This is a genomic window from Bacillus mobilis, assembly GCF_001884045.1.
Lineage (GTDB): Bacteria > Bacillota > Bacilli > Bacillales > Bacillaceae_G > Bacillus_A > Bacillus_A mobilis.
The window spans coordinates 28,998-52,939 of the sequence record NZ_MACF01000128.1 but is presented as its reverse complement, the minus strand read 5'-3'; the positions used below and the strand labels follow the sequence as shown (position 1 = coordinate 52,939).

At 35.5% G+C, this 23,942-nt stretch carries 25 protein-coding genes; 18 read left to right on the top strand and 7 right to left on the bottom strand.

Translation table 11 applies throughout. From position 1 onward, the window contains the following. Window positions 1-15 precede the first annotated feature (15 nt). Genes pdaA through truA form a run of 4 tightly spaced genes read left to right on the top strand, consistent with a single transcriptional unit; the run spans window position 16 to window position 3,905 of the window. Window positions 16-798 (top strand): delta-lactam-biosynthetic de-N-acetylase, encoded by a 783-nt coding sequence (gene pdaA / locus BAQ44_RS24655; RefSeq protein ID WP_063263192.1) that lies wholly within the window; start codon window positions 16-18, stop codon window positions 796-798. A gap of 59 nt (window positions 799-857) precedes the next feature. Beyond that, window positions 858-1,721, top strand: coding sequence for a DNA-3-methyladenine glycosylase family protein (locus BAQ44_RS24650; protein ID WP_071724388.1), 864 nt, complete (start codon window positions 858-860; stop codon window positions 1,719-1,721). Window positions 1,722-1,731: 10 nt separating this feature from the next. Then, window positions 1,732-3,111: a 23S rRNA (uracil(1939)-C(5))-methyltransferase RlmD gene (rlmD, locus tag BAQ44_RS24645; protein ID WP_061676722.1), complete on the top strand. Its 1,380-nt coding sequence runs from the start codon at window positions 1,732-1,734 to the stop codon at window positions 3,109-3,111. Between the two features lie 56 nt (window positions 3,112-3,167). Beyond that, window positions 3,168-3,905: a tRNA pseudouridine(38-40) synthase TruA gene (gene truA, locus BAQ44_RS24640; protein WP_061676723.1), complete on the top strand. Its 738-nt coding sequence runs from the start codon at window positions 3,168-3,170 to the stop codon at window positions 3,903-3,905. Between the two features lie 41 nt (window positions 3,906-3,946). Here truA and BAQ44_RS24635 read toward each other — a convergent pair whose 3' ends face one another. The 4 genes from BAQ44_RS24635 to BAQ44_RS24620 all read right to left on the bottom strand — a co-directional run bounded on the left by BAQ44_RS24635 (window position 3,947) and on the right by BAQ44_RS24620 (window position 6,929). Continuing rightward, window positions 3,947-4,291, bottom strand: a complete 345-nt coding sequence (locus tag BAQ44_RS24635; protein ID WP_061676724.1) for a DUF4064 domain-containing protein — start codon at window positions 4,289-4,291, stop codon at window positions 3,947-3,949. Window positions 4,292-4,310: 19 nt separating this feature from the next. Continuing rightward, complete coding sequence (locus BAQ44_RS24630) at window positions 4,311-4,946, bottom strand: hypothetical protein (RefSeq protein ID WP_061676725.1); 636 nt, start codon at window positions 4,944-4,946, stop codon at window positions 4,311-4,313. A 224-nt stretch (window positions 4,947-5,170) separates the two neighbouring features. Further along, a complete protein-coding gene (locus BAQ44_RS24625) occupies window positions 5,171-5,368 on the bottom strand; it encodes a hypothetical protein (RefSeq protein WP_061676726.1) in 198 nt (65 codons plus the stop codon). A gap of 157 nt (window positions 5,369-5,525) precedes the next feature. Further along, on the bottom strand, window positions 5,526-6,929 hold the full coding sequence (locus BAQ44_RS24620) for a sigma-54 interaction domain-containing protein (RefSeq protein WP_063263189.1): 1,404 nt from the start codon (window positions 6,927-6,929) through the stop codon (window positions 5,526-5,528). Window positions 6,930-7,203: 274 nt separating this feature from the next. Between BAQ44_RS24620 and BAQ44_RS24615 the strand changes: the two genes are divergently transcribed. From BAQ44_RS24615 to BAQ44_RS24605, 3 genes are all read left to right on the top strand, one after another. Then, complete coding sequence (locus tag BAQ44_RS24615) at window positions 7,204-7,458, top strand: biotin/lipoyl-containing protein (protein ID WP_000859483.1); 255 nt, start codon at window positions 7,204-7,206, stop codon at window positions 7,456-7,458. 98 nt (window positions 7,459-7,556) lie between these two features. Beyond that, window positions 7,557-8,978, top strand: coding sequence for an amino acid permease (locus BAQ44_RS24610; RefSeq protein ID WP_071724385.1), 1,422 nt, complete (start codon window positions 7,557-7,559; stop codon window positions 8,976-8,978). A gap of 108 nt (window positions 8,979-9,086) precedes the next feature. Further along, window positions 9,087-10,361, top strand: a complete 1,275-nt coding sequence (locus tag BAQ44_RS24605) for an acetylornithine deacetylase (protein WP_071724383.1) — start codon at window positions 9,087-9,089, stop codon at window positions 10,359-10,361. Window positions 10,362-10,460: 99 nt separating this feature from the next. Here BAQ44_RS24605 and BAQ44_RS24600 read toward each other — a convergent pair whose 3' ends face one another. Further along, window positions 10,461-11,114 (bottom strand): DUF1232 domain-containing protein, encoded by a 654-nt coding sequence (locus BAQ44_RS24600; protein ID WP_071724381.1) that lies wholly within the window; start codon window positions 11,112-11,114, stop codon window positions 10,461-10,463. A 129-nt stretch (window positions 11,115-11,243) separates the two neighbouring features. On the opposite strand from BAQ44_RS24600, the gene ytaF reads away from it, so the two are divergent. Continuing rightward, on the top strand, window positions 11,244-11,855 hold the full coding sequence (gene ytaF / locus BAQ44_RS24595) for a sporulation membrane protein YtaF (protein WP_063263185.1): 612 nt from the start codon (window positions 11,244-11,246) through the stop codon (window positions 11,853-11,855). A gap of 122 nt (window positions 11,856-11,977) precedes the next feature. Here ytaF and BAQ44_RS24590 read toward each other — a convergent pair whose 3' ends face one another. After that, complete coding sequence (locus BAQ44_RS24590; RefSeq protein WP_000766602.1) at window positions 11,978-12,319, bottom strand: DUF3969 family protein; 342 nt, start codon at window positions 12,317-12,319, stop codon at window positions 11,978-11,980. Window positions 12,320-12,494: 175 nt separating this feature from the next. Continuing rightward, window positions 12,495-13,424, bottom strand: coding sequence for a glutaminase A (gene glsA, locus BAQ44_RS24585; protein WP_071724379.1), 930 nt, complete (start codon window positions 13,422-13,424; stop codon window positions 12,495-12,497). Window positions 13,425-13,493: 69 nt separating this feature from the next. Here glsA and BAQ44_RS31700 point away from each other — a divergent pair, with 69 nt between their 5' ends. The 10 genes from BAQ44_RS31700 (at window position 13,494) to BAQ44_RS24535 (ending at window position 23,775) form a co-directional block, all read left to right on the top strand. Beyond that, window positions 13,494-13,607 (top strand): transcriptional regulator, encoded by a 114-nt coding sequence (locus BAQ44_RS31700; protein WP_071724377.1) that lies wholly within the window; start codon window positions 13,494-13,496, stop codon window positions 13,605-13,607. Between the two features lie 141 nt (window positions 13,608-13,748). Continuing rightward, window positions 13,749-15,242, top strand: a complete 1,494-nt coding sequence (gene nagE / locus BAQ44_RS24575; protein ID WP_061676733.1) for an N-acetylglucosamine-specific PTS transporter subunit IIBC — start codon at window positions 13,749-13,751, stop codon at window positions 15,240-15,242. Between the two features lie 262 nt (window positions 15,243-15,504). After that, complete coding sequence (locus tag BAQ44_RS24570) at window positions 15,505-16,746, top strand: serine hydrolase domain-containing protein (RefSeq protein WP_071724374.1); 1,242 nt, start codon at window positions 15,505-15,507, stop codon at window positions 16,744-16,746. Window positions 16,747-16,882: 136 nt separating this feature from the next. Beyond that, a complete protein-coding gene (locus BAQ44_RS24565) occupies window positions 16,883-17,698 on the top strand; it encodes a sugar ABC transporter ATP-binding protein (protein WP_071724372.1) in 816 nt (271 codons plus the stop codon). A 167-nt stretch (window positions 17,699-17,865) separates the two neighbouring features. Then, on the top strand, window positions 17,866-18,267 hold the full coding sequence (locus BAQ44_RS24560; RefSeq protein WP_071724370.1) for an LSm family protein: 402 nt from the start codon (window positions 17,866-17,868) through the stop codon (window positions 18,265-18,267). Between the two features lie 16 nt (window positions 18,268-18,283). After that, a complete protein-coding gene (locus BAQ44_RS24555; RefSeq protein ID WP_002166988.1) occupies window positions 18,284-18,478 on the top strand; it encodes an LSm family protein in 195 nt (64 codons plus the stop codon). Next, window positions 18,459-20,039 carry a glycosyltransferase family 2 protein gene (locus BAQ44_RS24550; protein ID WP_169833840.1) on the top strand — a complete coding sequence of 527 codons (1,581 nt, stop codon included), beginning with the start codon at window positions 18,459-18,461 and terminating at the stop codon, window positions 20,037-20,039. The genes BAQ44_RS24555 and BAQ44_RS24550 overlap by 20 nt, the downstream gene beginning before the upstream one ends. Next, window positions 20,029-21,273 carry a nucleotide sugar dehydrogenase gene (locus BAQ44_RS24545; protein WP_071724368.1) on the top strand — a complete coding sequence of 415 codons (1,245 nt, stop codon included), beginning with the start codon at window positions 20,029-20,031 and terminating at the stop codon, window positions 21,271-21,273. The genes BAQ44_RS24550 and BAQ44_RS24545 overlap by 11 nt, the downstream gene beginning before the upstream one ends. Then, window positions 21,270-22,235, top strand: a complete 966-nt coding sequence (locus BAQ44_RS24540) for a UDP-N-acetyl-alpha-D-glucosaminuronate decarboxylase (RefSeq protein WP_071724366.1) — start codon at window positions 21,270-21,272, stop codon at window positions 22,233-22,235. The genes BAQ44_RS24545 and BAQ44_RS24540 overlap by 4 nt, the downstream gene beginning before the upstream one ends. Continuing rightward, entirely contained in the window at window positions 22,228-23,775 is a 1,548-nt protein-coding gene (locus BAQ44_RS24535) for a glycosyltransferase family 2 protein (protein ID WP_071724364.1), read from the top strand. Before BAQ44_RS24540 ends, BAQ44_RS24535 begins: the two co-directional genes overlap by 8 nt. Window positions 23,776-23,942 lie beyond the last annotated feature (167 nt).

The window sequence follows — 23,942 nt, the reverse complement described above, 5'->3', positions numbered from 1 at the left end:
GAAAGGAGACTATTTATGAAATATAAATGGTTATATATCGGTCTCATTTTTTCAATTATGATGGCACTTGTTCCAGTTTCGGCATTAGCTTATACAAATACTCCACATAACTGGGGAATCCCGCGCCCTAAAAATGAAACAGTACCAGATGCAGGAAAGTTATATACAGATTTACTACAAAAAAATGGTGGGTTTTATTTAGGGGATACAAAGAAAAAAGATATTTATTTAACATTCGATAATGGGTACGAGAATGGATACACAGGGAAAATCTTAGATGTATTAAAAGAGAAAAAAGTACCGGCAACTTTCTTTGTAACGGGTCATTATATTAAAACACAAAAAGATTTGTTATTAAGAATGAAGGATGAAGGACATATTATTGGAAACCATTCGTGGAGTCATCCTGATTTTACAACGGTAAATGATGCGAAACTTCGTGAAGAATTAACGAGTGTAACAGAGGAAATTAAAAAAGTAACTGGGCAAAAAGAAGTAAAATATGTACGCCCACCGCGAGGCGTGTTTAGTGAAAGAACGTTAGCTCTTACGAAAGAAATGGGCTATTATAATGTATTTTGGTCACTTGCATTTTTGGATTGGAAAGTGGATGAACAAAGAGGATGGCAATATGCGCATAATAATGTCATGACGATGATTCATCCAGGATCTGTTTTATTACTTCATGCAATCTCGAAAGATAATGCAGAAGCACTTGCGAAAATCATTGATGATTTGCGCGAGAAAGGGTATCATTTTAAAAGTCTAGATGACTTAGTAAAAAGCGATCAACCGTAAGCATGTATGCTTGCGGTTTTCTCATGCTATAATGATGTGTAAAAAGGATGGGGAAACGTATGTGGAGCGAACATGTTACGTTAGAGTATCCGTATCATTTTGAAGAGGTATTAAAACGGTTATCTTTTGATCCTCTTAACGTCATTCAATTAGATGAGAAAGTTATCTATGTCCCGCTTTGTATAGATGAGGAACAGGTTGTTGTTCGCTTGCAAGGGATTGGTACTGTGCAAAATCCACAGTTTTGGATTTCTAGTCAAACAGGAGATCCGGAGAAAGTCATGAAACGAATGAGAGCCATTTTTCATTGGAATGAACCGTTTCAAGATATACAAAATCATTTTTTAAACACATCATTACGTCCACTATTTGAAACATATGCTTATACTCCAATTATTTTAGAATTTGATTATTTCGCTTGTCTTCTTCGCTGTATCATTCATCAACAAATAAATTTGAAATTTGCTACTGTGCTAACAGAACAGTTTGTGAAACGATATGGAACAGAAAAGAATGGTGTATTCTTTTTCCCCACTCCGGAAATAGTAGCAAATATTTCAATAGAAGAATTGAGAGAGCAGAAGTTTAGTCAACGAAAGGCTGAATATATAGTAGGATTAGGTCAAAGTATTGTCAGTGGTACATTAGACTTAGTGAGTATAGAAACCAGGGCGGAAGAAGAGGTTTCGGCACAATTGTTACCGATTAGGGGGATTGGTGCATGGACAGTGCAAAACTTTTTAATGTTTGGGCTTGGACGAAAAAATATGTTTCCAAAAACGGACATTGGGATCCAGCGTGCGGTGCAAGGGATATTTCAATTAGATGATAAACCTGATGATGTATTTTTAGAAAAAGTGAAACAAGAGTGTGAACCATACTGCAGTTATGCAGCGTTATATTTATGGAAAAGTATAGAGTAGAGGTGTAATAATGATACAAAAGCAACATGAGAGTAAGTTGGAAGTTGGTCAAACATTTCCTGTGACAATTAAACGTCTTGGGATTAACGGAGAAGGCGTTGGTTATTTTAAGAGACAAGTCGTTTTCATTCCAGGGGCATTACCAGGAGAAGAAGTTGTTGCAGAAACAACGAAAATTCAGCGTGGCTTCGCTGAAGCAAAAGTGAAAAAAGTTCGTAAAGCTTCACCACATCGTGTGAAAGCACCATGTCCGGTATATGAAGAGTGTGGCGGTTGTCAGCTGCAACATTTAGATTATAAAGAACAATTAAATCAAAAGCGTGATATCGTTGTACAAGCATTTGAGAAGTATATGAATAACAGTTTGGAAGAGAAAATCCGCCCAACGCTTGGTATGGAAAATCCATGGCATTATCGTAATAAGAGTCAACTACAAGTGGGACGTAAAGACGAAAAGGTTATTACAGGGCTGTATAAGCAAAACTCACATCAGTTAATTGATATTGCTCATTGTATGATTCAACATAAAGCAACGAATGAAGCGACAAAAGTTGTAAGACGTATATTAGAAAAGTTAAATGTTTCTATTTATAATGAGAAAAAACAAAAAGGTTTAGTACGTACAATTGTGACACGTACTGCGGTTCAAACAGGGGAAGTACAAGTTACACTTATTACAACAAAAGAAGAATTGCCAAATAAGGAGCAGTTTATCGCAGAAGTACAAAAGCAAATGCCAAGTGTGAAATCAATTATGCAAAATGTAAACTGGCGTAAAACATCTGTTATTTTCGGTGATAAAACATTTAAATTAGCTGGAAAAGAAGTAATTCAAGAAACACTAGGTGATTTATCATTTGAATTATCAGCGCGTGCATTCTTCCAGTTAAATCCAGAACAAACAGTTGTTTTATACGATGAAGCGAAAAAAGCAGCTGCTTTAACAGGCGATGAGAAAATTGTAGATGCGTATTGTGGTGTTGGTACAATCGGTCTTTGGCTTGCAAATGATGCAGCGGAAGTACGTGGTATGGATGTAATTCCAGAAGCGATTGAAGATGCAAGAAAAAATGCGAAGCGTCACGGATTTACAAATACGAAATATGAAGCAGGTAAAGCTGAACAGTGGTTACCGAAATGGGTAAAAGAAGGATGGCGTCCAGATGTAATTGTTGTCGATCCACCTCGTACAGGTTGCGATGATAAATTACTGGAAACAATTTTAAAAGTGAAGCCGAAACAAGTTGTTTACGTATCTTGTAATCCTTCCTCATTAGCACGTGATGTACAAGCATTAATGAAGAGTTATGAAGTGGAGTATGTGCAACCAGTTGATATGTTCCCGCATACAGCTCATGTAGAAAATGTAGTGAAGCTTGTTAGAAAGTAAAGTGTATTCATATTCCCTCACGATATGAGGGAATATTTTCTATGAAGGAGAATAAAATGAATAATTATAAATTAACGATTCAGTACGATGGTGCACGTTTTAAAGGATGGCAACGTCTCGGTAATAACGATAATACGATTCAAGGGAAAATCGAAAGTGTTATATCTGAAATGGTCGGAAAAGAAATTGAAATTATCGGTTGTAGTAGAACAGACGCTGGTGTACATGCTTTGAATCAAGTTGCTAACTTTCAAAGTGATGAGAAGTTAGTGGAACATAAAGTGAAAAAATATTTAAATCAATATTTACCTAACGATATTAGCATTACAGATGTAGAAGAAGTTCAAGATCGCTTCCATGCTCGTTACAACTCTAAAGCAAAAACATACCTTTATAAGATTTGGAATGAAGAGCATACAAATCCATTTATGCGTAAATACAGCATGCATGTGAATAAAAAATTAAATGTGAAAAGCATGAAAGAAGCTGCGAAACATTTAGTTGGTTCACATGACTTTACTGCTTTTTCAAATGCGAAATCAAAGAAAAAGTCTATGGTTCGAGAAGTATATACACTTGATGTGATGGAAGAGGCTGGATTTGTACAAATTAGAGTAAGTGGCAACGGATTCCTTCATAACATGGTACGAAAAATTGTTGGGGCATTAATTGAAGTTGGATTAGGACAATTAGATGCAGAAGCAATTCCACATATTTTAGAGGCGAAACAACGCAATCAAATTAATTGCCTTGCTGAGGCGAGTGGTTTGTATTTGGAGAATGTTGAGTTTTAAAAGATATGGATATAAAAAAAGCACTCATGTGAGTGCTTTTTTTATGCTGATGCAGCCGTTTTATCTTTTCGGAAAATCCCCATTAACCCTCCGATTAATAATAAAATTCCTGGTAATAAGTAAACGATAGAAATACAAATAAATCCACCAATTGCAGCGATCGTCATCATAATGCCACCTACTTTAGCTTTGCTCTTAACCATAACGCATCCAACAATTCCTAAAATAGAAAGAGCTACAGCAGCCCAGCCTAATCCAATAATTTGATTAGCTCCGTCAGCTTCAACTGCTGCTCCGACGCCTCCGATAAATAAAGCGATAAATGCACATAAAATCCCGAATATACCACCGATTAGTCCTAATACAAATTCTGTCGTTCTTTTCATAGTAATCACCTTTTATATTTTATTTAGAGTTAAAGAAAACTTTTTTACTTTCGTGAGTTTCGAATTGAATTTTAAAATCATCGCCAGTGTTAACCAATTGAGAGATGTACCCTTCTCCTTCAGCGCCTTTATAAAGTTTTTGATGTAGTTCATTTGGTGTTACAGCGTACTGGTCATTATTGTAAACATGTCCATCATTTGAAACAAGTTTGAAACTCGAACCGAATAAATCATATTCGTGATCTTGTGTTTCAGCATCAGTAACTTTACCTTTAATTTTCACTAGAACCCATTCTTTTCCTTCTGGAGCAGCCTCATTAAATTGATTTTCCTTTTTTAATATTTCGAAGGCTTGCTCGCCACGAATTACTTCTAAAATCGATAATTCGACTTTAGTCTTGAATTTTTCAAAATTGCCGTCTTCGCTATTGAAGATAACATCATTAACAGTAGCAGTTTCATTAAAATTGATTGGGTTAGAACGATTTCCTTTAGCTGATTCTGTTTTGGATTCTTTTTCTTTTTGTGTTTCTTTTGGAGCTTGTTCTTTTTCTTTTGTTTGTACACCATTATCTTTTTGTTCATTTGATCCGCAAGCCGCTAATCCGAAAATTAATGAACTACATGCTAATGTAAGCAAAAGTTTTTTATACATAAATTCTTCCTCCTAGATGTTGAAATGTCAGATTTAGAACTTACATAATAACAAACATAATGAACACTAAATGTCGGAATTTGTCGATTAAATTAAAAAGCATTTATTCTGTATATAATCAATTTTAAATTAAATTTTAAAGTTGTGGGGTAGAGGGGATATAAAGAAAAAACACGAGAGTAGTAAACATCTCGTGTTTAAATAGGATAAGTAACTTTGTCGGTTTAAGAAGATTTCTCGTTTTTCATACGTATCTTCAAATTCCAAAAAACAGCAAGCATAATGGCTGCAAAGGAGCCGCTAATTGTTGCGAATAGCTTTGCATAAGGAAAGCTGTTCATATCCATGAGTAACATCATACATACAAGGGTAGGGAAGAAGGCTAAGTATTGTAATAACTTTAATTTGTTATCATTACTCATATATATCATTCCTTTCTAGTACGTTATATGTTTATTGTAGCATATTTTACCAATTTGTATTTACACTTGGAAGCAGATTTATCCTGCATTAACAGGAAATAAAGGTCCAATTAGTGAGGGTGGACAAAACCTCCACAGATTAAAGTTTCACTTCATTTCATATGTGTAAATGCAATTTTTTAATTCGATATTGTAAGTTTTGCCTACTTAATCCCAAAAACTTTGCAGCCTGTGAGATATTACCGTGGTACTCTTTCAGAATTTGATTGATGTAGTTCTTTTCCATTGCCTCTATTGTGTGCTTTAACGTTTTAGGTGCATCAGCATCGTTATTAGTTAGGAAAGGTTGCATATTGAATTCTTTTTTTATTCGTTCGCGAAAGTGAGTGGGAAGATGAAACGCTGTAATGATATTTTCTTCTTCAACTAAATTCATTGAACCTTCAATGATATGTTCTAATTCTCGTACGTTTCCAGGCCAATCATATGCATACAAAAATTCTCTTACATGTACATCTAGATCCGTCACGCTGAGCCCAAATTGAATGTTGTATTTTTCGATAAAGTGCTGAACAAGAGCTGGAATATCTTCTTTTCGTTCGCGTAAAGGCGGGAGACATAAAGTAACGACGCTTAATCGGTAATATAAGTCTTCCCGTAATCGATTGTGTGTAATAGCTTCAAGAGGGTCCTCATTAATAGTTGCTATAATACGAACATCAATTTCTTTTTCTTGTGTGCCTCCGATTCTTCGTATTGTTTTTTCTTGTATAGCTCGTAGTAATTTCGCTTGAAGAGCTGGACCTAATGAGTTGATTTCATCTAATAATAAAGTGCCTCCGTTTGCTTCTTCAAATAAACCAGCTTTATCGATAGCTCCTGTAAATGCACCTCGGTTCGTACCAAATAATAAGCTTTCCATGAGTGTGTCGGGTATGGCGGCACAATTTTGTGAAATAAATGGTTTTGTTGCACGCTGACTTTCATTATGGATGCTTTGTGCAAATAGTTCTTTACCGGTCCCTGTTTCTCCTACGAGAAGTATGGATGAGGATGTACGAATTACTCTCTTTGCTTCTGTAATGACGGATTGAATGGCGCTAGAATCCCCGATTATGTGATCAAAGGTAAACTTATTATTTGGTTTTCGAGAAAGGCTTGTTTTCATTGTTTGTTTGGAATGGTTAATTTCTGTTGAAATTTCAATAGCACCTTTAATTTTTCCATTTTCTATTATAGGGAAAGTGTTGTTAATCGTCGTAATTTCTTGCCCTTTATTGTTAAAATACGTTTGTTTTATATTTTTGTTTGTTTTTCCTAATTTTAATGCCTCTATAAGAGTACTATTTTTATTTTCTTCAAATGCGAATACTTCTAAAGGACTTTTATATAGCACATCTGAGCGTTCCATTGATTCAATTTCCATCATTTTGCGGTTGTAGATAATCGTTTTACTTTCCTCATTAATAATATGAATCCCGATATCGAGCTCATTGAGCAAAGTTTCATATAGCATATTCATTTCAATGATCTGTTTAAAATTAATTTCTTCTGTACGCATAGATTATCTTCTCCTCATTTCACCCTATGAAGACTGACTTTTTATAATTTTATTAAAATTCTTATAAAATCGCAAAATTTTTTTGCTATTTTCCTTTTAAAAATTCTCAAATGATAGAAAAATTTTGCGGTTATGAAGATTTTTTTTTGAGAAACCTTCATTTTAAATAGGAATTGGATATTGGTACGCATTTTGCATAAATAATAGTTGAAATCTCTAAAGGAGGGATATGCAACGTTTCAGTAGCGATTAATAAGAAGGAGGAGTTTATAAAGTGAAGACGGTTATAGAAGGCGTGTATAGTCCTTGTTACGGGAAAGTAGAGAAGTTATTTGTTGCGGAAAGTTCATACGTATACGAGTGGGAGAAATTAGCGTTGATTGAAACAATAGATAAACAGAAAGTAGAAATTAAGGTAGGAATCAGTGGGTATATCGAATCATTAGAAGTAGTAGAAGGACAAGCTATCGCTGATAAAAAGTTATTAATAACAGTGAGGGATGATCTTTTAATAACAGGTAGTGATTAATCTATGTATTTTGCTCTTTTCAATAATTATTTTTAATATGAATGATTTTAAAAACGCTTACATGGAGTGAGTTTCCAAAGGGAAAAGGGGGGATTTATATGATGGATCAAAACCAAGGGTTAAAACGGGAATTGAAAAGCAGGCACATATTTATGATTGCACTTGGAGGAGTTATTGGTACCGGTCTTTTTTTAGGATCTGGGTATACAATTCATGAAGCTGGGCCTGGAGGAGCGATTGTAGCGTATCTTGTTGGAGGATTTGTTATGTATTTAACGATGCTCTGTCTTGGAGAGTTAGCTGTTGCGATGCCCGACGCAGGATCTTATCAAACGTATGCTACAAAGCACATTTCCCCTGCAGCGGGTTATGTAGTCGGATGGATGTCGTGGCTAAACTGGTCTGCTACGATAGGTATTGAACTGATTGCAGTTAGTATTTTAATGAAACGATGGTTTCCTGATGTACCGTCATGGATTTGGTGTGTAGCATTTGCGGTGCTTCTCTTTGCTATCAATGCATTATCTTCAAGAAGTTTTGCAGAAGTTGAATTTTGGTTTGCAAGTATTAAAGTCATTACAATTATTGCATTTATTATTTTGGGCGGGGCAGCGATGTTTGGTTTTCTAGATATGAAAGGAAATGAACCAGCACCGATGTTCTCCAGCTTTACTGATTATGGTGGGTTATTCCCAAATGGATTATCAGCTATTTTAATTACGATGATTGCAGTTAATTTTTCTTTCCAAGGCACGGAACTAGTTGGTATTGCGGCTGGAGAGAGTGAAAATCCAGAAAAAACGATTCCGAAGGCAATTAATAATACAGTTTGGCGTATACTGGTGTTCTTTGTATTATCTATTTTTATTCTTGCAGGACTATTCCCTTGGCAGCAAGCGGGAGTAATAGAAAGTCCATTCGTAGTTGTATTTGATAAAATTGGTATTCCTTATGCGGCTGATATTATAAATTTCGTTATTATTACAGCAGTTCTATCTGTTGCGAATTCAGGGTTATATGCAACTTCTCGTATGCTATGGTCTATGTCTAATCAAGGAATGATTAGTCCAATTTTCGGTAAGTTATCTAAAACTGGTGTTCCTATTTATGCATTGATTGTAAGTACAATTGTAGGTTGTCTCTCATTACTATCAGGTATTTATGCGGAAGATACAGTTTATTTATGGCTACTTTCTATTGCCGGATTTGGGGCAATATTAGTTTGGGCATCTATTGCTCTATCTAACTTATTAGCTAGAAGGTCATATATTAAGCAGGGCGGGGATGTGAAGGACTTGAAATTTAAAACCCCGCTATATCCATTCGTACCACTCCTTGCATTAACATTAAATGTAACAGTTATAGTTGCTATGGCTTTTATCCCAGAGCAAAGAATGGCGTTATATTGTGGAATTCCATTTATGATTGTTTGTTTACTGTTTTACCGTGCGACAAAGAATAAGGGAAGCAAGATAGAACATGTTGAAAAAGTAAATACAACAGAAGCAGAAAGTTTATAAATATATTAGAAACTTATGCTGAAAAAAGAGACTGTAAAATTGTAAACAGTCTCTTTTTTTGTGACAATAAAGCTGGAAACATACTATGTATGCAAAGGGGAATTAGCGATGAATCAAGAAGTTTCACAGCTATTAGAACAGATTGATTTACGAAAAGATGAGTTACTAGAGCTTACAAAGAATTTAATCCGTTTTGAAACACCAGCACCGCCGGCGAGAAACACAAATGAGGCACAAGAATTTGTTGCGGATTTTCTAAGAAAACAAAATTTTAGTGTTGATAAATGGGATGTATACCCGAATGACCCGAACATTGTTGGGGTGAAAAAAGGGATAGAAAGTGACACACATAAAAGTCTTATTATTAACGGACATATGGATGTAGCTGAAGTGTCAGCAGATGAGGCGTGGGAGACTACTCCGTTTGATCCGTTTATAAAAGATGGTTGGCTAGTTGGACGTGGTGCGGCAGATATGAAAGGTGGACTGGCTGGAGCGCTATTTGCTATTCAGATTTTACAAGAAGCAGGCATTGAATTACCTGGAGATTTAATCTTTCAATCGGTAATTGGGGAAGAAGTTGGAGAGGCAGGTACACTTCAATGCTGCAAAAGAGGTTATGATGCTGATTTTGCAGTCGTAGTGGATACGAGCGATTTACATATGCAAGGACAGGGCGGCGTAATTACTGGATGGATTACTGTGAAAAGCCCCCAGACGTTTCATGATGCAACACGCAGGCAAATGATTCATGCTGGAGGACGTTTATTCGGAGCGAGTGCGATTGAAAAAATGATGAAAATTGTGCAAAGTTTACAAGAATTAGAGCGTCATTGGGCAGTTATGAAAACATATGAAGGTTATCCATCTGGAACAACAACAATTAACCCTGCTGTTATTGAAGGCGGACGGCATGCAGCGTTTATTGCGGATGAGTGCCGGTTATGGATAACAGTGCACTTCTATCCAAATGAAACACATGAACAAATAATAAAAGAAATTGAAGAGTATATTGGGAAAGTAGCAGCAGCCGATCCATGGTTAAGTGAAAATCCACCACAATTTAAGTGGGGCGGAGAATCAATGATTGTGGATCGTGGCGAAATTTTTCCTTCTTTAGAAGTAGATAGTGAACATGCAGCAGTAAAAACTCTTTGCTCAGTACACGAATCCATTCTATCTAAACATGCAATTGTAGATATGTCTGCAACGGTAACGGATGGTGGTTGGTTTAGTGAATTTCATATTCCAGCCGTTATTTACGGACCAGGTACATTAGAAGAAGCCCATTCAATAAATGAGAAAGTTGAAGTAGAACAGTTAATTGAATTTACAAAAGTAATAACAGCATTTATATATGAATGGTGTCATACAAAAAAATAGATTCGTATGTTGAAATCGTACAAGTATGTATACTTGTACGATTTTTTAGTGAACTATTTCAGAGTTGAACAGAAACAACTGAAATAGTTCTTTGGTTTTCTATGTCTTTCGTTTTAGTTCGATTAATTTCTCTTTCGCTAATTCAACAGCAATTGCATCATCTAAATAGCCAATAGGAAAGAGATAATCAGGGATAATGTCTGTTGATAAAATGAAATACAGTAATGCGCCTCCGAGAACCGCACGTTCCTCGTTTGAAATAGTCTCATTGCAAAATTGTTGATACATATCTGTTAATTGTTCAATAAAAGGGCCAGCGCTATCAATTTGTTCTAATTTACTCGCGAAACTTTCATGAATACGTTTTTCACCTTCTGTTGTTTGAGCATAGCGTTCATAGTTTTCAAGTTCTTGTTTTACGCGCGTTGTTGTATAGTCGAAATCGAATAAGTTAGAGGATTGCAGCGTTTGCTGAATGGTATCAAGAGATGTATACATATCCGTCTTTTCTTTATTTATATGAGGAGAATCAGGATACATTTCATCAAATAATAGTTGGGATGGAACTTTCAAGCATTCTGCAAATTTTTGTATATGTTTTTGTTTTGGCGGTTGTTTACCATTCATAATTCTTGAGATTGTTGCGGGATCAATATTTGTATGCATTCCTAATTGGCGCATGGATAAGGCACGTTCTTTTAAAAGTTTTTTTATTAATGTACTAAGCCGCTCATTGGGATTTTCTTTAGGCATAGTGAAGGCACTCCTTTTTATTGTTGAAAGAATGTTGAGCATTTATTACATGTATATGAAACAGACAGGCACAGTTGCTCAACATTTTCATAAGATGCATGGAAATGTGAGAAAAAGGGGTGGATGTTTATGAGTACGGCAGGTCTATTTTCAATTTTTTTAATCGGAATTGCTTCTAATTTAGATAATGCAGGTGTTGGGATTGCTTATGGCATTCGTAAAATTCGAATTTCGTGGTTTAATAATTTTATCATTGCATTTTTTGGATTTTTATTTACTTTATTGGCTGGATTTTTTGGGAATTGGATCGCATTATTTATTTCAGAGTTTACGGCAAATTTGATTGGGGCAATTGTTTTAGGAATAATTGGACTGTTTATTTTATGTCAGCCTTTCTTGAGTAAAAAAGAGACCGTAGACTCTAAAGATGATAGTGTACTTATTGGAATTTTACGCGATCCAGAAAAAGCAGATTTTGATGGATCTAAAACAATTAGTTTTTCTGAAGCAATTGTTTTAGGCGTTGCATTGTCTATTAATAATATCGCAGGTGGATTTGATGCTGGGGTAACAAACTTGAATCTGTGGCTTACGGCATGTATTTCTGGGGTGTTTAGTTTTATTTGTATTAGTGGTTTTACGTATGTAGGAAAACGATTTTTAGCAGCATACTTAGGGAAATGGGCTACTGTGATTGCGGGCGTGCTATTAATTCTTATTGGGATAGATCAGTTATTGTAACATACAACGTTCGAGCATTTCCTCGGAAATACTCGAATGAATTGCATATATCGACATCGGATGCGCAATTACTGAAACGTTACTGTTTTTATAAATATGAAAGCACCTACATAGGTGCTTTTTTAACGTATATCTTCAATTAATTGTTCCGATTCTTCATGCATACTGTACTCACTTAAAACTTGAATACAGAGCCACTTTAGTTCTTCGATAGTATGTTCAAGTTCTTCAGGAAGCACGTGATGAATGTCTTCAAGTCCCATTCCGAAATGAATAAGTTCAAGCACTTGATCATCGATGTTCCGATCCATGAGTAGTTCAAGTACTTCTAAATTGAATATGTATCGGTGAGCTTCATCGAGTGAAACCACTTTTAACTTCAAGCTTTCTACAATACTCAATATAAAAAGAAGAATTGTTTTTTCAAGAACAGGCTGTTTTTCCATTTGAAATATTAGTTTCATCTTTCACACCTCCACATATAGCGCTAGGTTGTACTATATTATTCAGGAGGGGGGAGCAAATATGCATGATATAGAGAAACTTTCAGTACGGTTTTTGTGAGGGGACGGATAGCTGATACAGTTGAGTGTTTTATGTAATAAAAAAATCCTGCTAGTATAGCAGGATAACTCAGAATTAAAAAATACTCCAACCTTCTTGAGCAGAAAGAAGTTCAAGAATTTTAAAACCAGCGATACTATTTCCGTTTGCATCTAAAGCTGGTCCGAAAATACCAATTCCCATTTCTCCTTTTACGCAGCCGAAAATGCCACCAGCTACACCACTTTTGGCTGGAATACCAACACGAATCGCAAATTCACCAGACTCGTTATACATACCGCATGTAACCATAAATGTTTTACAGATTTTTGTAATATGTTTAGGGATAATTTGTTTTTTCTTATATGGATCATATCCATCCATCGCAAAAATTAAGCCGATACGCGCTAAATCGATACAGTTTACTTCAACTGCACATTGACGAGTGTATAAATCCATAAGTTCTTCGATGTCACAATTGATAATTCCGTTTTGTTTCATATAGTAACAAAGTGAACGGTTTAAGTAAGCTGTCTCTAATTCTGAAGTGGCAACTTTAGAAGAATAATTAATAGTAGGATTATCTGTTATTTCACGTACAAAATGAAGGATACGCTCCATTTTTTCTTCATTATCTTTTCCTGTTAACATGCTTGTAATGGCTAGTGCCCCTGCATTAATCATTGGATTAAGTGGCTTAGAAGGACTTGTCGTTTCTAACTTAATAATAGAATTAAATGGATCACCAGTTGGTTCCATTCCAACTTTAGAAAATACATATTCTTCACCACGATCTAAAAGGGCAAGCGCAAGTGTAATTACTTTTGAAATACTTTGAAGAGTAAATAGTGTTTGTGAGTTGCCAGCATGGATGTATTCTGTTTCTTTATGGAAAATGGCAATCCCTAAATCATCTGGATTTGCATTTCCTAGTTCGGGGATATAAGTAGCAAGCTTTCCTTTTTTCGTATATGGTTTTACTTGTTCTAACAACTGTTGTAAGTTGTTTGTCTCAATGCACTGCATAGTACCAACGCTCCTATTTCGAATTAACTAAGTTTACTTTTCCCGATATGCTCGGAAATAAATAATAACATGAAAAAGTGGAATGATAAAACGAAAGTTACATGTTCTATAGTAGGTATTTCGTTTCGAGTATTCTATATTGAAAAAGGAGAATTTCCCTTTTATATAACAGTTTGGAAATAGGAGATTTATCCATAAAAAATTCGAAAATAAAAACTACACATCTATACAACTATATGTTATTATGGTTATGTAAATAGAAAGCGTTTTCTAAGGCGTACTTATAATGATAACGATTTCATAAATTTGATAGGGGGAATTAAAATGTTGCAGTTTCTACAACGTATTGGTAAAGCGTTAATGCTTCCAATCGCCGTACTACCAGCAGCAGGATTATTGCTTCGTTTAGGACAAGAAGACGTATTTAACATTCCTGTTATGGCACAGGCCGGTGCAGCAATTTTTGATAATTTAGCACTTATTTTTGCAATTGGTGTTGCAATCGGTTTGTCTATTGATGGTAGTGGAGCAGCTGGACTTGCCGGAGCAATCGGATATCTTGTTTTACAAAATACAACGAATGCTCTAAGTAAGACATATTCAGCAGCAGAGTTAAATGATAAATTAAAAAGTGTTCAAGATTTAGTCGGTTCAGTAGATCCAACTAAATTAGCAGATACAATGACAAAGGTTTCAAAAGCAGCGGCGTTAACGCCGAAAATTAATATGGCCATACTCGGTGGTATTATTGCAGGGGTTGTTGCTGGGTTACTATACAACAAATTCCATAAAATTAAACTACCAGAATGGTTAGGATTCTTTGCAGGAAAACGTTTCGTACCAATCATTACTTCAATCGTAATGCTTCTATTAGGATTAGTATTCGGTCAAATTTGGCCAACAATTCAAAGTGGTATTGATGCAGTAGCACATGGTATCGTGAACTTAGGTTCAATTGGTGCTGGTTTATTCGGATTATTAAACCGTTTATTAATTCCAATCGGTTTACACCACGTAATGAACACATACTTCTGGTTCGTACTTGGTGACTTTACAAATGCAGCTGGCGATATCGTTCATGGTGATATTGCACGCTTCTTTGCAAAAGATCCATCAGCAGGTATGTTTATGACTGGTTTCTTCCCAATTATGATGTTCGGTTTACCAGCGGCATGTTTCGCAATGATTGCAGCTGCTAAACCAGAAAAACGTAAAATGGTTACAGGTATGTTAGGTGGTCTAGCATTAACTTCATTCTTAACTGGTATTACAGAACCAATTGAATTCTCATTCATGTTCTTATCACCAGTATTATATGGAATTCATGCTGTATTAACAGGTCTGTCTCTATTCATTACAACAACTCTCGGCATTCACGATGGTTTCTCATTTAGTGCCGGGGCAATCGATTACTTCTTAAACTTCGGTATTGCAACAAAACCATTGTTACTAGCAGGTATCGGTTTAATTTACGCAGCTATTTACTTTGTAGTATTCTACTTCTTAATTAAGAAGTTCGACCTAAAAACTCCTGGTCGTGAAGACGAAGAGGAGCTAGCTGAAGGTGAAGAAGCTCCAGTTGCAGGTTCAATTGGTGAAACTTACGTAGCAGCTTTAGGTGGAAAAGAAAACTTAACAGTTATTGATAACTGTGCAACACGTCTACGCTTACAAGTGAAAGATGCTGGTCAAGTAAACGAAGCAGCATTAAAACGTGCTGGTGCAAAAGGTGTTATGAAATTAAGTAACACGAGTGTCCAAGTTATCGTAGGTACAAATGTTGAATCTGTTGCCGATGATATGAAAAAACACGTATAAATAATGAGATAAGAGGATATCCAAAAAGATTGATAACATCAATTTTTAGGGGATATCCTCTTTTTTATATTAAAATTTTAACAGCAATCTTACTTTTGTAAATTTTCTTTTTCTTTTTTATACATATAGGTTGGTAATATGTGCAGTGCGTGATAAAGTAGGGATGACGTCGAATGGAATGTCGAAAATCTATGAAAAAGATCCGAAATAAATCTTGTGTAGTGGAATTAAATTATCGGTAAATAAGGGGAAAAAAGCAATCATGGATCAGGAAAAAATTAATGCGAATGGGAAAGCACGTCGGCCGATTGTATACATAAAAAGAACAATCATTCTCGTCTTACTATTTTCAGTTGTATATTTCATGTATACAAAAATTGTTGCGGATAATAAGAAAGAAGAAACTTTAAAAGCAGCGGCAGAAATGAAGAAACAAGAAGAGCTGAAAAAGAAAGAAGAAAAAAAGAAACAAGAAGAACAAAAACAAAAAGAGCAGGAAGAACAAGTGAAGCAAGTACAAGCTGTGGAAAAGCCTGCTGAGGGACCACCTCAAGAAATTAATGAAAATGCTCAATTAGATCAATATTTACAAAACGCAGGATTTAGCGGGACAGCTGTTATTGTGAAGAACGGAAAAGTTCTTTTGAATAAAGGATACGGTATGGCGAACAAAGAGAAACAAGTACCGAATAATTCAGAGACAACTTTTTATATTGGATCTATTTCAAAGGCGTTTGTAGCGACGGCTATTATGCAATTAAAAGATCAAAATAAGTTGAACGTAGAGGATACGGTTGCAAAGTATATTCCAGATTTCCCTCAAGGTAATGGTATTCAGTTAAAACATTTACTAACACATACATCAGGGATTCCAGAGTATGAACAGGGAACAGAGGATATTTCTCATGAGGAATTGATAAAACGAATAGGAAAACAAAAGCGTATTGGGAGTCCAGGGGAGAAATGGAAATATTCCGATTCGAACTATTCGATACTGGCCTACATCGCTGAGAAGGTAAGTGGACAACCGTTAGAAGAGTATATTAAACAACATATTTTTGCTACTGCGGGTATGAAGCAGTCTGGTTTCGGCAAAGCGCTAGAGCAAACAAGGTTTCCATCGACAGGTTATAAAATAGTAAATAACAATATGACAACACCTAATATTCCAAGTATGTCACAACTATATGGTTGTGGTGATATATATACAAGTGCACATGATTTATATTTATTTAATGAAGCACTCTTCTCTGGAAAGTTAATTTCAAAAGAGAGTTATGATCAAATGTTTACGGCCGTGAAAAAGGATTACGGATTTGGTTGGTATGTAGACCCAGGAAGTTATTCGAATCACGGTGTAATGCCAGGATGGAATTGTTTAAATGGATTTAGTAAAAACGGAAGTGTGTATGTCGTTTTATTATCTAACATTCAAAACAACATTAAATCATTTGGTAAAGTGAATAACGACATTTACACGATGTTGCGAAATGTTGAAGTGTAAGAGACTATCCTTTTGGATGGTCTTTTTTTATTGAGGACGTGTATGTGCAATGAGATAATGAAATAAAGTGAAACTTTAATCAGTGGGGGTCTCACTGCACGGCGAATAGCGGGATAAATGGAAAAGGGAGAGGGATATGGGTATACATAAGCATCACGCACGTAACGCGAAACGCATTTTTTTTGTAGCTGTCATCGTATGGATTATTGTCGCAATTGGATTAGTAATGGAATATAAAAAAGGGATGCTATTCACTTCGGAGAAAGAAAATCTAAAATTAATAGGTGTTGTACTACCAGCATTTGGATTATTAATATATAGCTTTATAGAAAAAAGAAGATCGAAAATGCTTAAGCAGGACATTTATAATATAGAGGCTTCTGAATTATTAGAGCAACGAAAATTTGTTGTTCGCAAAGAGGTAGGGATATTTCAAGTAATAACATACTTTGGGTTAGATGGCAGTGCAGTAGGGTTTTTAAAAGAAGAGTATGATTTTGTTATGCAACGTGTATGGCAAGCTGTACTTTCTTTTTTTGTTAAGGGACTACATAAGCAACAATTTTATTTATATAATCACTCGGGAGAAAGATTGTTGCGTGTTCAAAAGAAGATGGGAGTACGCCATTTCTATATTTTTTCCGATGTAGAGGGAAAGAAAATTGGAGAATTGAAACAAGTACTAAGTTTAACAAAGTGGGAATGGATTTTTTTAGGGGTGGATGGTAAAGAATATGCTAAAGTGACTGGGGACCTTTCAGCAACAATGCAGAAAATAGACTGGCGAGATGGAACGCATATTGATGTGAAAGAGGATGGTATTCCGTTAGAAGCTGTTAAGTATTTTTCAGCAAGCGGTGGTTCACTTGTTACAGCTTCTATAAGTGAACAGGCAGAATTGCCACGAGCGGTTTATTACAGTGTCTCTGCCATAATTACAATTAAAAATTAAAATATATATAAAGATAGATGGGATACCATCTATCTTTTTTTGTGTTTAGAACATATTGTTTCGTTGAAAAATGTATGTCTTACCTATCACAAAAAAAGCCTGCTTTGTATACATTAAGATGTATAGATGTATTTTGTATACTTTAAAAATAATAGGAGGAGAAGTGTATGTGTCTGTTCGGTAAGTATTGGAAAAAGTTATCGAGATTGTTTAATAGGCAATTGGATTATTTTTTAGATAATAAGTTATTACCTGCTGTGGAACGACTTTTATTTTCGCAAAACTTTGCAAGGTTTATTCAAAGAAACTCTAAGCAAGCTACGGAAGAATTTATTGAATCAAGTAGATTTCAATCTATTATTTGTAACATTTTAAAAGAATGTAATACATCACCTTTTAAAGGAATTGCAGAGCAGTATTTGGGTAAAAACGTAGAAATTACTGTAACGGTTGGACAGTTAACGGGTGTGATTGTAGCAGTTGGTGATGATTTCTTAACACTGCAAGAAGGAATAGGAACAGAAGTTTTATTACCATTTACAAGTATTATATCAATTAAAGAAGCGTAAGAAAGGAGACTTATATATGTTATTTACTGATGAATTGCGTAATCATGTTGGTGAGTTAGTGCAAGTTGTGACAGCGGTCGAAATTGTTGCAGGTATTCTGTTATCTGTGACAGACGGGGCAGTAAGTGTTCGTACTTCTCCTTCTTATGGACCACCGGAAGATGTAGTTGTACGTATCCCTATTATTTCTTATGTTCGCTTGGAAGGGTAAGCGTGATACAAGTATGAGAGTATCAGTTGTTATTCCAGTGCATAATGAAGCAAGTACTGTATCACAAGTTTTAGTAGAAGTAGAGAAATTGAAACCTTATGAAATTATTGTAGTAGATAATGGATCGACAGATGGGACAAAAGAAATAGCGTTACAACACCATTGCCGAGTAATTTATTATAAATATTCTCTTGGCAATGATGTTGGACGGGCGATTGGAGCAAGAGAAGCGAAGGGTGACATTGTTTTATTTTTAGACGGTGACATCGTTATTGATAATAAAGAATTGCAACGTTTCATAAAAGGAATTCAGCAAGGTCACCAAATTGTTGTGAATAATTTAACATGGTCCGTTTATTTAAAGATGAGGCCGCATTATACGACAGTTGGAAAGTTTATGTTGAATCGTTATTTGGATAAAAAAGAGCTTGTTGTTGGTTCTTTAATCGCAATTCCACATGCAATAAGTAGAGAAGTTATTCAGAAATTTGGTTGGTGGAATTTAGCCGATCCCGCACTGTTTCAAGCAATGGCGATGTCTAGAGGAGTAGATATTGTCGATATGGCTTCGGTCGATGTTATTCATACAAATAAAGTGCGTCCTGTTCATACTGGTACATCTCCCGGTTCGCCTTATCCGAAAGCGACTAGTCGTATTATGGGAGATCATTTACGTGCTTTGCAATACGTAATCGAAACCTATGGTAAGCGTGGTGGTTTTTCGGAAGGAACTAGGGATAGAGAGTTTGTAGGAAAGTATAAACCAGTTGTATTACAAAAGAAAAAAGCAAAATATAGTGCTATTATCCCTGTATCAGAAGAAAAAATGACTATAAGATCTGTTATACAAGAAGTAAAAAAAGCAGGTGTAGATGAAATTATAGTGGTTGCGAATGGAGCTGATATGGAGACAATTAAACAAGCAAAGTTAGAGCATGTTATCGTTATTGAATTTGAGGAAGCACTCGGACATAATGTGGCCCGAGCGATAGGAGCTATGCATGCCACGGCCGATATTTGTTTATTTGTCGACGGTGATTTTGTTATTCCGGGAAAAAAATTAATTCCATTTTTACATGCGATTGAAGATGGGCATGATGTGGCATTAAATGATTTACAGTGTTTATTAGATATGTTTCATCCGGCAGATCCAATTAGCATGGGAAAATATTTAGTGAATTTGGTAGCGAAACGACCAGATTTATGGAATAACTCATTAACGGCAGTACCACATGCTATGCATAAAAAGGTAATAGAGAAAATAGGATATGATTCTCTTATCATTCCGCCACTAGCTCAAATGAAAGCTATTTTGGAGGGATTCTCTATTACAGCGGTAGAGTTTGTAGATGTTATAAAAACAAATCGTGTACGCCCAGAGCAACATGGATTTGTAAATGGACGTATTCCAGCATTTGACCGTATTTTCGGTGACCAACTTGAGGCAATTGCATATTTATTGCAATCCACAGATGAACGCGGGAGTTTTACAGATGGAGAGCGGGATAGAAATATAATTCAACAATTGAGAAAGGAAGAAGAGAATACAGATGAATGTTAGTAGTACAGTTGCTATTATCGGATTAGGGTATGTTGGCCTTCCTTTAGCAGTTCATTTTGCAGAGAGAGGACATACAGTAATTGGATTAGATAAAGATACTAGAAAAATAGAATCAATTATAAAAGGAGAAAGTTATATTCCAGATGTTTCTTCTAAATTGTTACAAAGTTTATTGGATAAAAAAAAATTAATAGTAAATACACCGGATCAAGGTATTGCTGATTTTCAAAATAGTGATTATGTTATTGTCACTGTTCCGACTCCAATTAATGAAAAAAGAGAACCAGACTTAAGTGCCCTCATTTCAGCTTCTCATTATATACAACAACACCTTCAAAAAGGACAAACCTTCATTTTTGAAAGCTCCACATATCCAGGTACGCTCGAGGAAGTTATCATTCCGATTATTTCTCAAACAGGAAAAAAGGTAGGAGAAGATTTCTATATCGGATATTCCCCTGAGAGAATTGATCCGGCTAATAGTCACTATTCCGTTCAAACGATTCCAAAAGTTATTAGTGGACAAACAGAAAAGTGTAAACAAAAAGTACAGGAGTTATATAGCACTATATTTGATGTAGTTGTTCCAGTTAGTTCTCCGAAAGTAGCGGAAATGTGTAAGTTATTTGAAAATATTCAGCGTCTAGTCAATATTTCATTAGTAAATGAGTTAAACACACTATGTGAAAGTTTAGGAATTGATTTTTACGAGGCGCTTGAAGCTGCATCTACAAAACCATTTGGATTTACCCCGTATTGGCCAGGGCCAGGGATAGGGGGACACTGCATTCCAGTAGACCCTTTATATTTTCAATGGAGAATAAAAAAGAATGGAGCAATTAGTCAATTAATTGAGGCGGCACATGTAATTAATGAAGAAATGCCAGAGAAAATAGTTCGGAAAGTAAAAGGCATGGTGCAATCACCTGCATCAGTTTTAATTGTAGGAATTGCGTATAAGAAAGATGTAAATGACTTAAGAGAATCACCAGCGTTGCCAATTATTGAATTGTTAATAGAAGAAGGATATGAGATAGAATATCATGATCCATATATTTCTTCTGCAAAATTTGGAGATAAGATGTACCAATCTGTTTCTTTGGATGAACAAGTCATGAAACAAGCGGGTTGTATTTTAATTTTAACTGATCACTCTAATATCGATTGGAAGCTTTTTAAAGGAATGAAGCGAGTAATAGATACACGTGGAATTGTAAAGAAGGTGAGTGTATGAGTAAGAAATGTTTAATTACAGGTGGAGCAGGATTCATTGGATCGCATTTAGCTGAAGAATTGGTGAAAAGAGGTTATGGGGTCACAATCGTTGATAACTTCTATAAAGGAAAAAATAAATATCATGATGAGTTAATGAAAGAAATTCGGGTTATTCCAATAAGCGTTTTAGATAAAAGCTCAATTTATGAATTAGTAAATCAACATGATGTAGTGTTTCATTTAGCAGCAATTTTAGGTGTGAAAACGACAATGGAAAAGAGTATAGAGCTGATTGAAACGAATTTTGATGGAACGAGAAACATTTTACAAGCAGCGCTAAAAGAAAAGAAGAAAGTAGTCTTTGCGTCTACCTCAGAAGTATATGGTAAAGCAAAGCCACCCTTCTCTGAAGAGGGGGATCGATTATACGGGGCGACTTCTAAAATACGTTGGAGTTATGCAATTTGTAAAACATTAGAAGAAACATTATGTTTAGGATACGCTTTAGAAGGTTTACCTGTAACGATTGTTCGTTATTTTAATATTTATGGTCCAAGAGCGAAAGATGGTCCGTATGCAGGGGTAATCCCACGATTTATCAGTGCGGCTCTGCAAGGAGAAGACATTCTCGTATATGGAGATGGAAAGCAGACACGTTGCTTTACGTATGTAAGTGATGCGGTAGAGGCAACGATTCGAGCAATGGATGAGAAGGTAAATGGTGAGATTATTAATATAGGTTCTGAGAACGAAAAGAGTATAAAAGAAGTAGCAGAAGTAATTAAAGAGCTAACGAAATCTTCTTCAAAGATTGTCCAAGTTCCTTTCGAAGAGGTATACCCACATGGCTTTGAAGAAATTCCAAATAGAAGACCAGATGTAACGAAATTAAAAGAACTTGTGCAGTTTCAAGCGACAGTAACGTGGGAACAAGGATTGAAAGAAACTATTAAATGGTTTCGTGAAGAAAAGAATGGCTAAGTCGCTATCAATTATTATACCTGTATGTAATGAAGCGGATACGATTTCAGACGTTATTCAATCGGTAAAAGGATTAAATCCATTAGAGATTATTGTAGTAGCAAACGGTTGTAACGATGGTACAGAAGAGATTGCCAGTCGTTTAGGGTGTAAAGTAATTGAGTATACAGAGCTACTCGGGAACGATGTTGGACGTGCAGTCGGCGCAAAACAAGCGATAGGTGATGTACTACTATTTATAGATGGAGATTTTGCTATTCAAACTTCAAAATTACAATTATTCCTGAATCCAATTTTACATGATCAGGCCGACATCGTTTTAAATAATTTGGACGCACTATTTTTAAAGAAACAAAAACCGCACTCCGTGACAGTATGGCGCCAAATATTAAATGCAATGTTAGAGCGTGAAGAGTTAAAAATTGATTCTTTATTATCTGTACCTCATGCGTTGACGAAAGAAGTTGTTCAAAGCATTGGATATGAATGTTTTGTAAATCCTATTGTAGCTCATTTACGCTTAGCACAAAGCAAATGGAGAATTAGTCGTCATTGTGCAATAGATGTTATTACGCCAAATAAATTTCGGCCAACCGAGCATGCTGCGTATGGCACGGGTCTTTCTCAATCTGAAAAACGGATGATAGGTGACCATATAGAAGCTGTAGCGGAGCGAATAGCGGGCAGTGATGAGCGCGGAGGGTATTATGATGGAAATAGGAAAAGAGAGAGTGTTTATCACACTTTAAGTTTCGAAGATTTTTATCAAGGATGGGGCGTCACATCTAAGTTGTATAAAGGAAAGCAATTATCGGTCATTATTCCTGTACAAGATGAAGAGAAAACAATTGGAAACGTTATAGAAGAGCTCCGCAAAATTGAACCTTTTGAAATTATCGTTGTTGTAAATGGTTCGTCTGATCGAACAGCAACGATTGCAAAAGACAAGGGAGCAACAACAATTGTATATAAAGAAGCACTTGGAAATGATGTGGGGCGTTCACTTGGAACTTATTTTGCAAAAGGGGAAATTGTATTATTTATAGACGGTGACTTTGTTATTCCAGCTAGGGAATTATATCCTTTCGCAAAAGCTATTGCAGATGGAATGGATGTCGCCTTAAATGATCTAAATCATTATTTAGATTTAAGAGTACCGCTTCATCTTGTAACTGCATTTAAATATGCATTAAATTTAGCTTGTGATAGAAAAGATCTAGGAGTAGGCTCTCTTATCGCTGTACCGAATGCGTTTAGTAGTAAGTGTTTGAAAGAAATCGGATATAGATCTTTACTTTCACCTTGTGTAGCTCAAGTGAAAGCTATTCTGTCGGGATTCGAGATTGCATGTGTAAGTCGTGTAGAGGTTGATAAGATGAACCGTATTCGTCCCAGTGAACATTTTGCAAAAATAGGTCACCCTCCAGCTGTCTTGCGAATTATAGGTGATCATATAGAAGGATTCGAGCAATTAATTGTATTAGAGGGTAGTCGTGGTGGATTCTATGATGGGAATAGAAAAAGAGATGTTTTAGAGTAGTAACAAAAAAAGTGTACAACATATGTACACTTTTTTGTTCTGTTATAAAAACTATAACAGATTAGGAGATAAGAGTATTACAGCTCTACAATGGGTATTGTTCTTGTATTACAAAATAGGACTCGTATATAAGGATACCAAAAAAATACAATTAAGGAAAGGGTTAA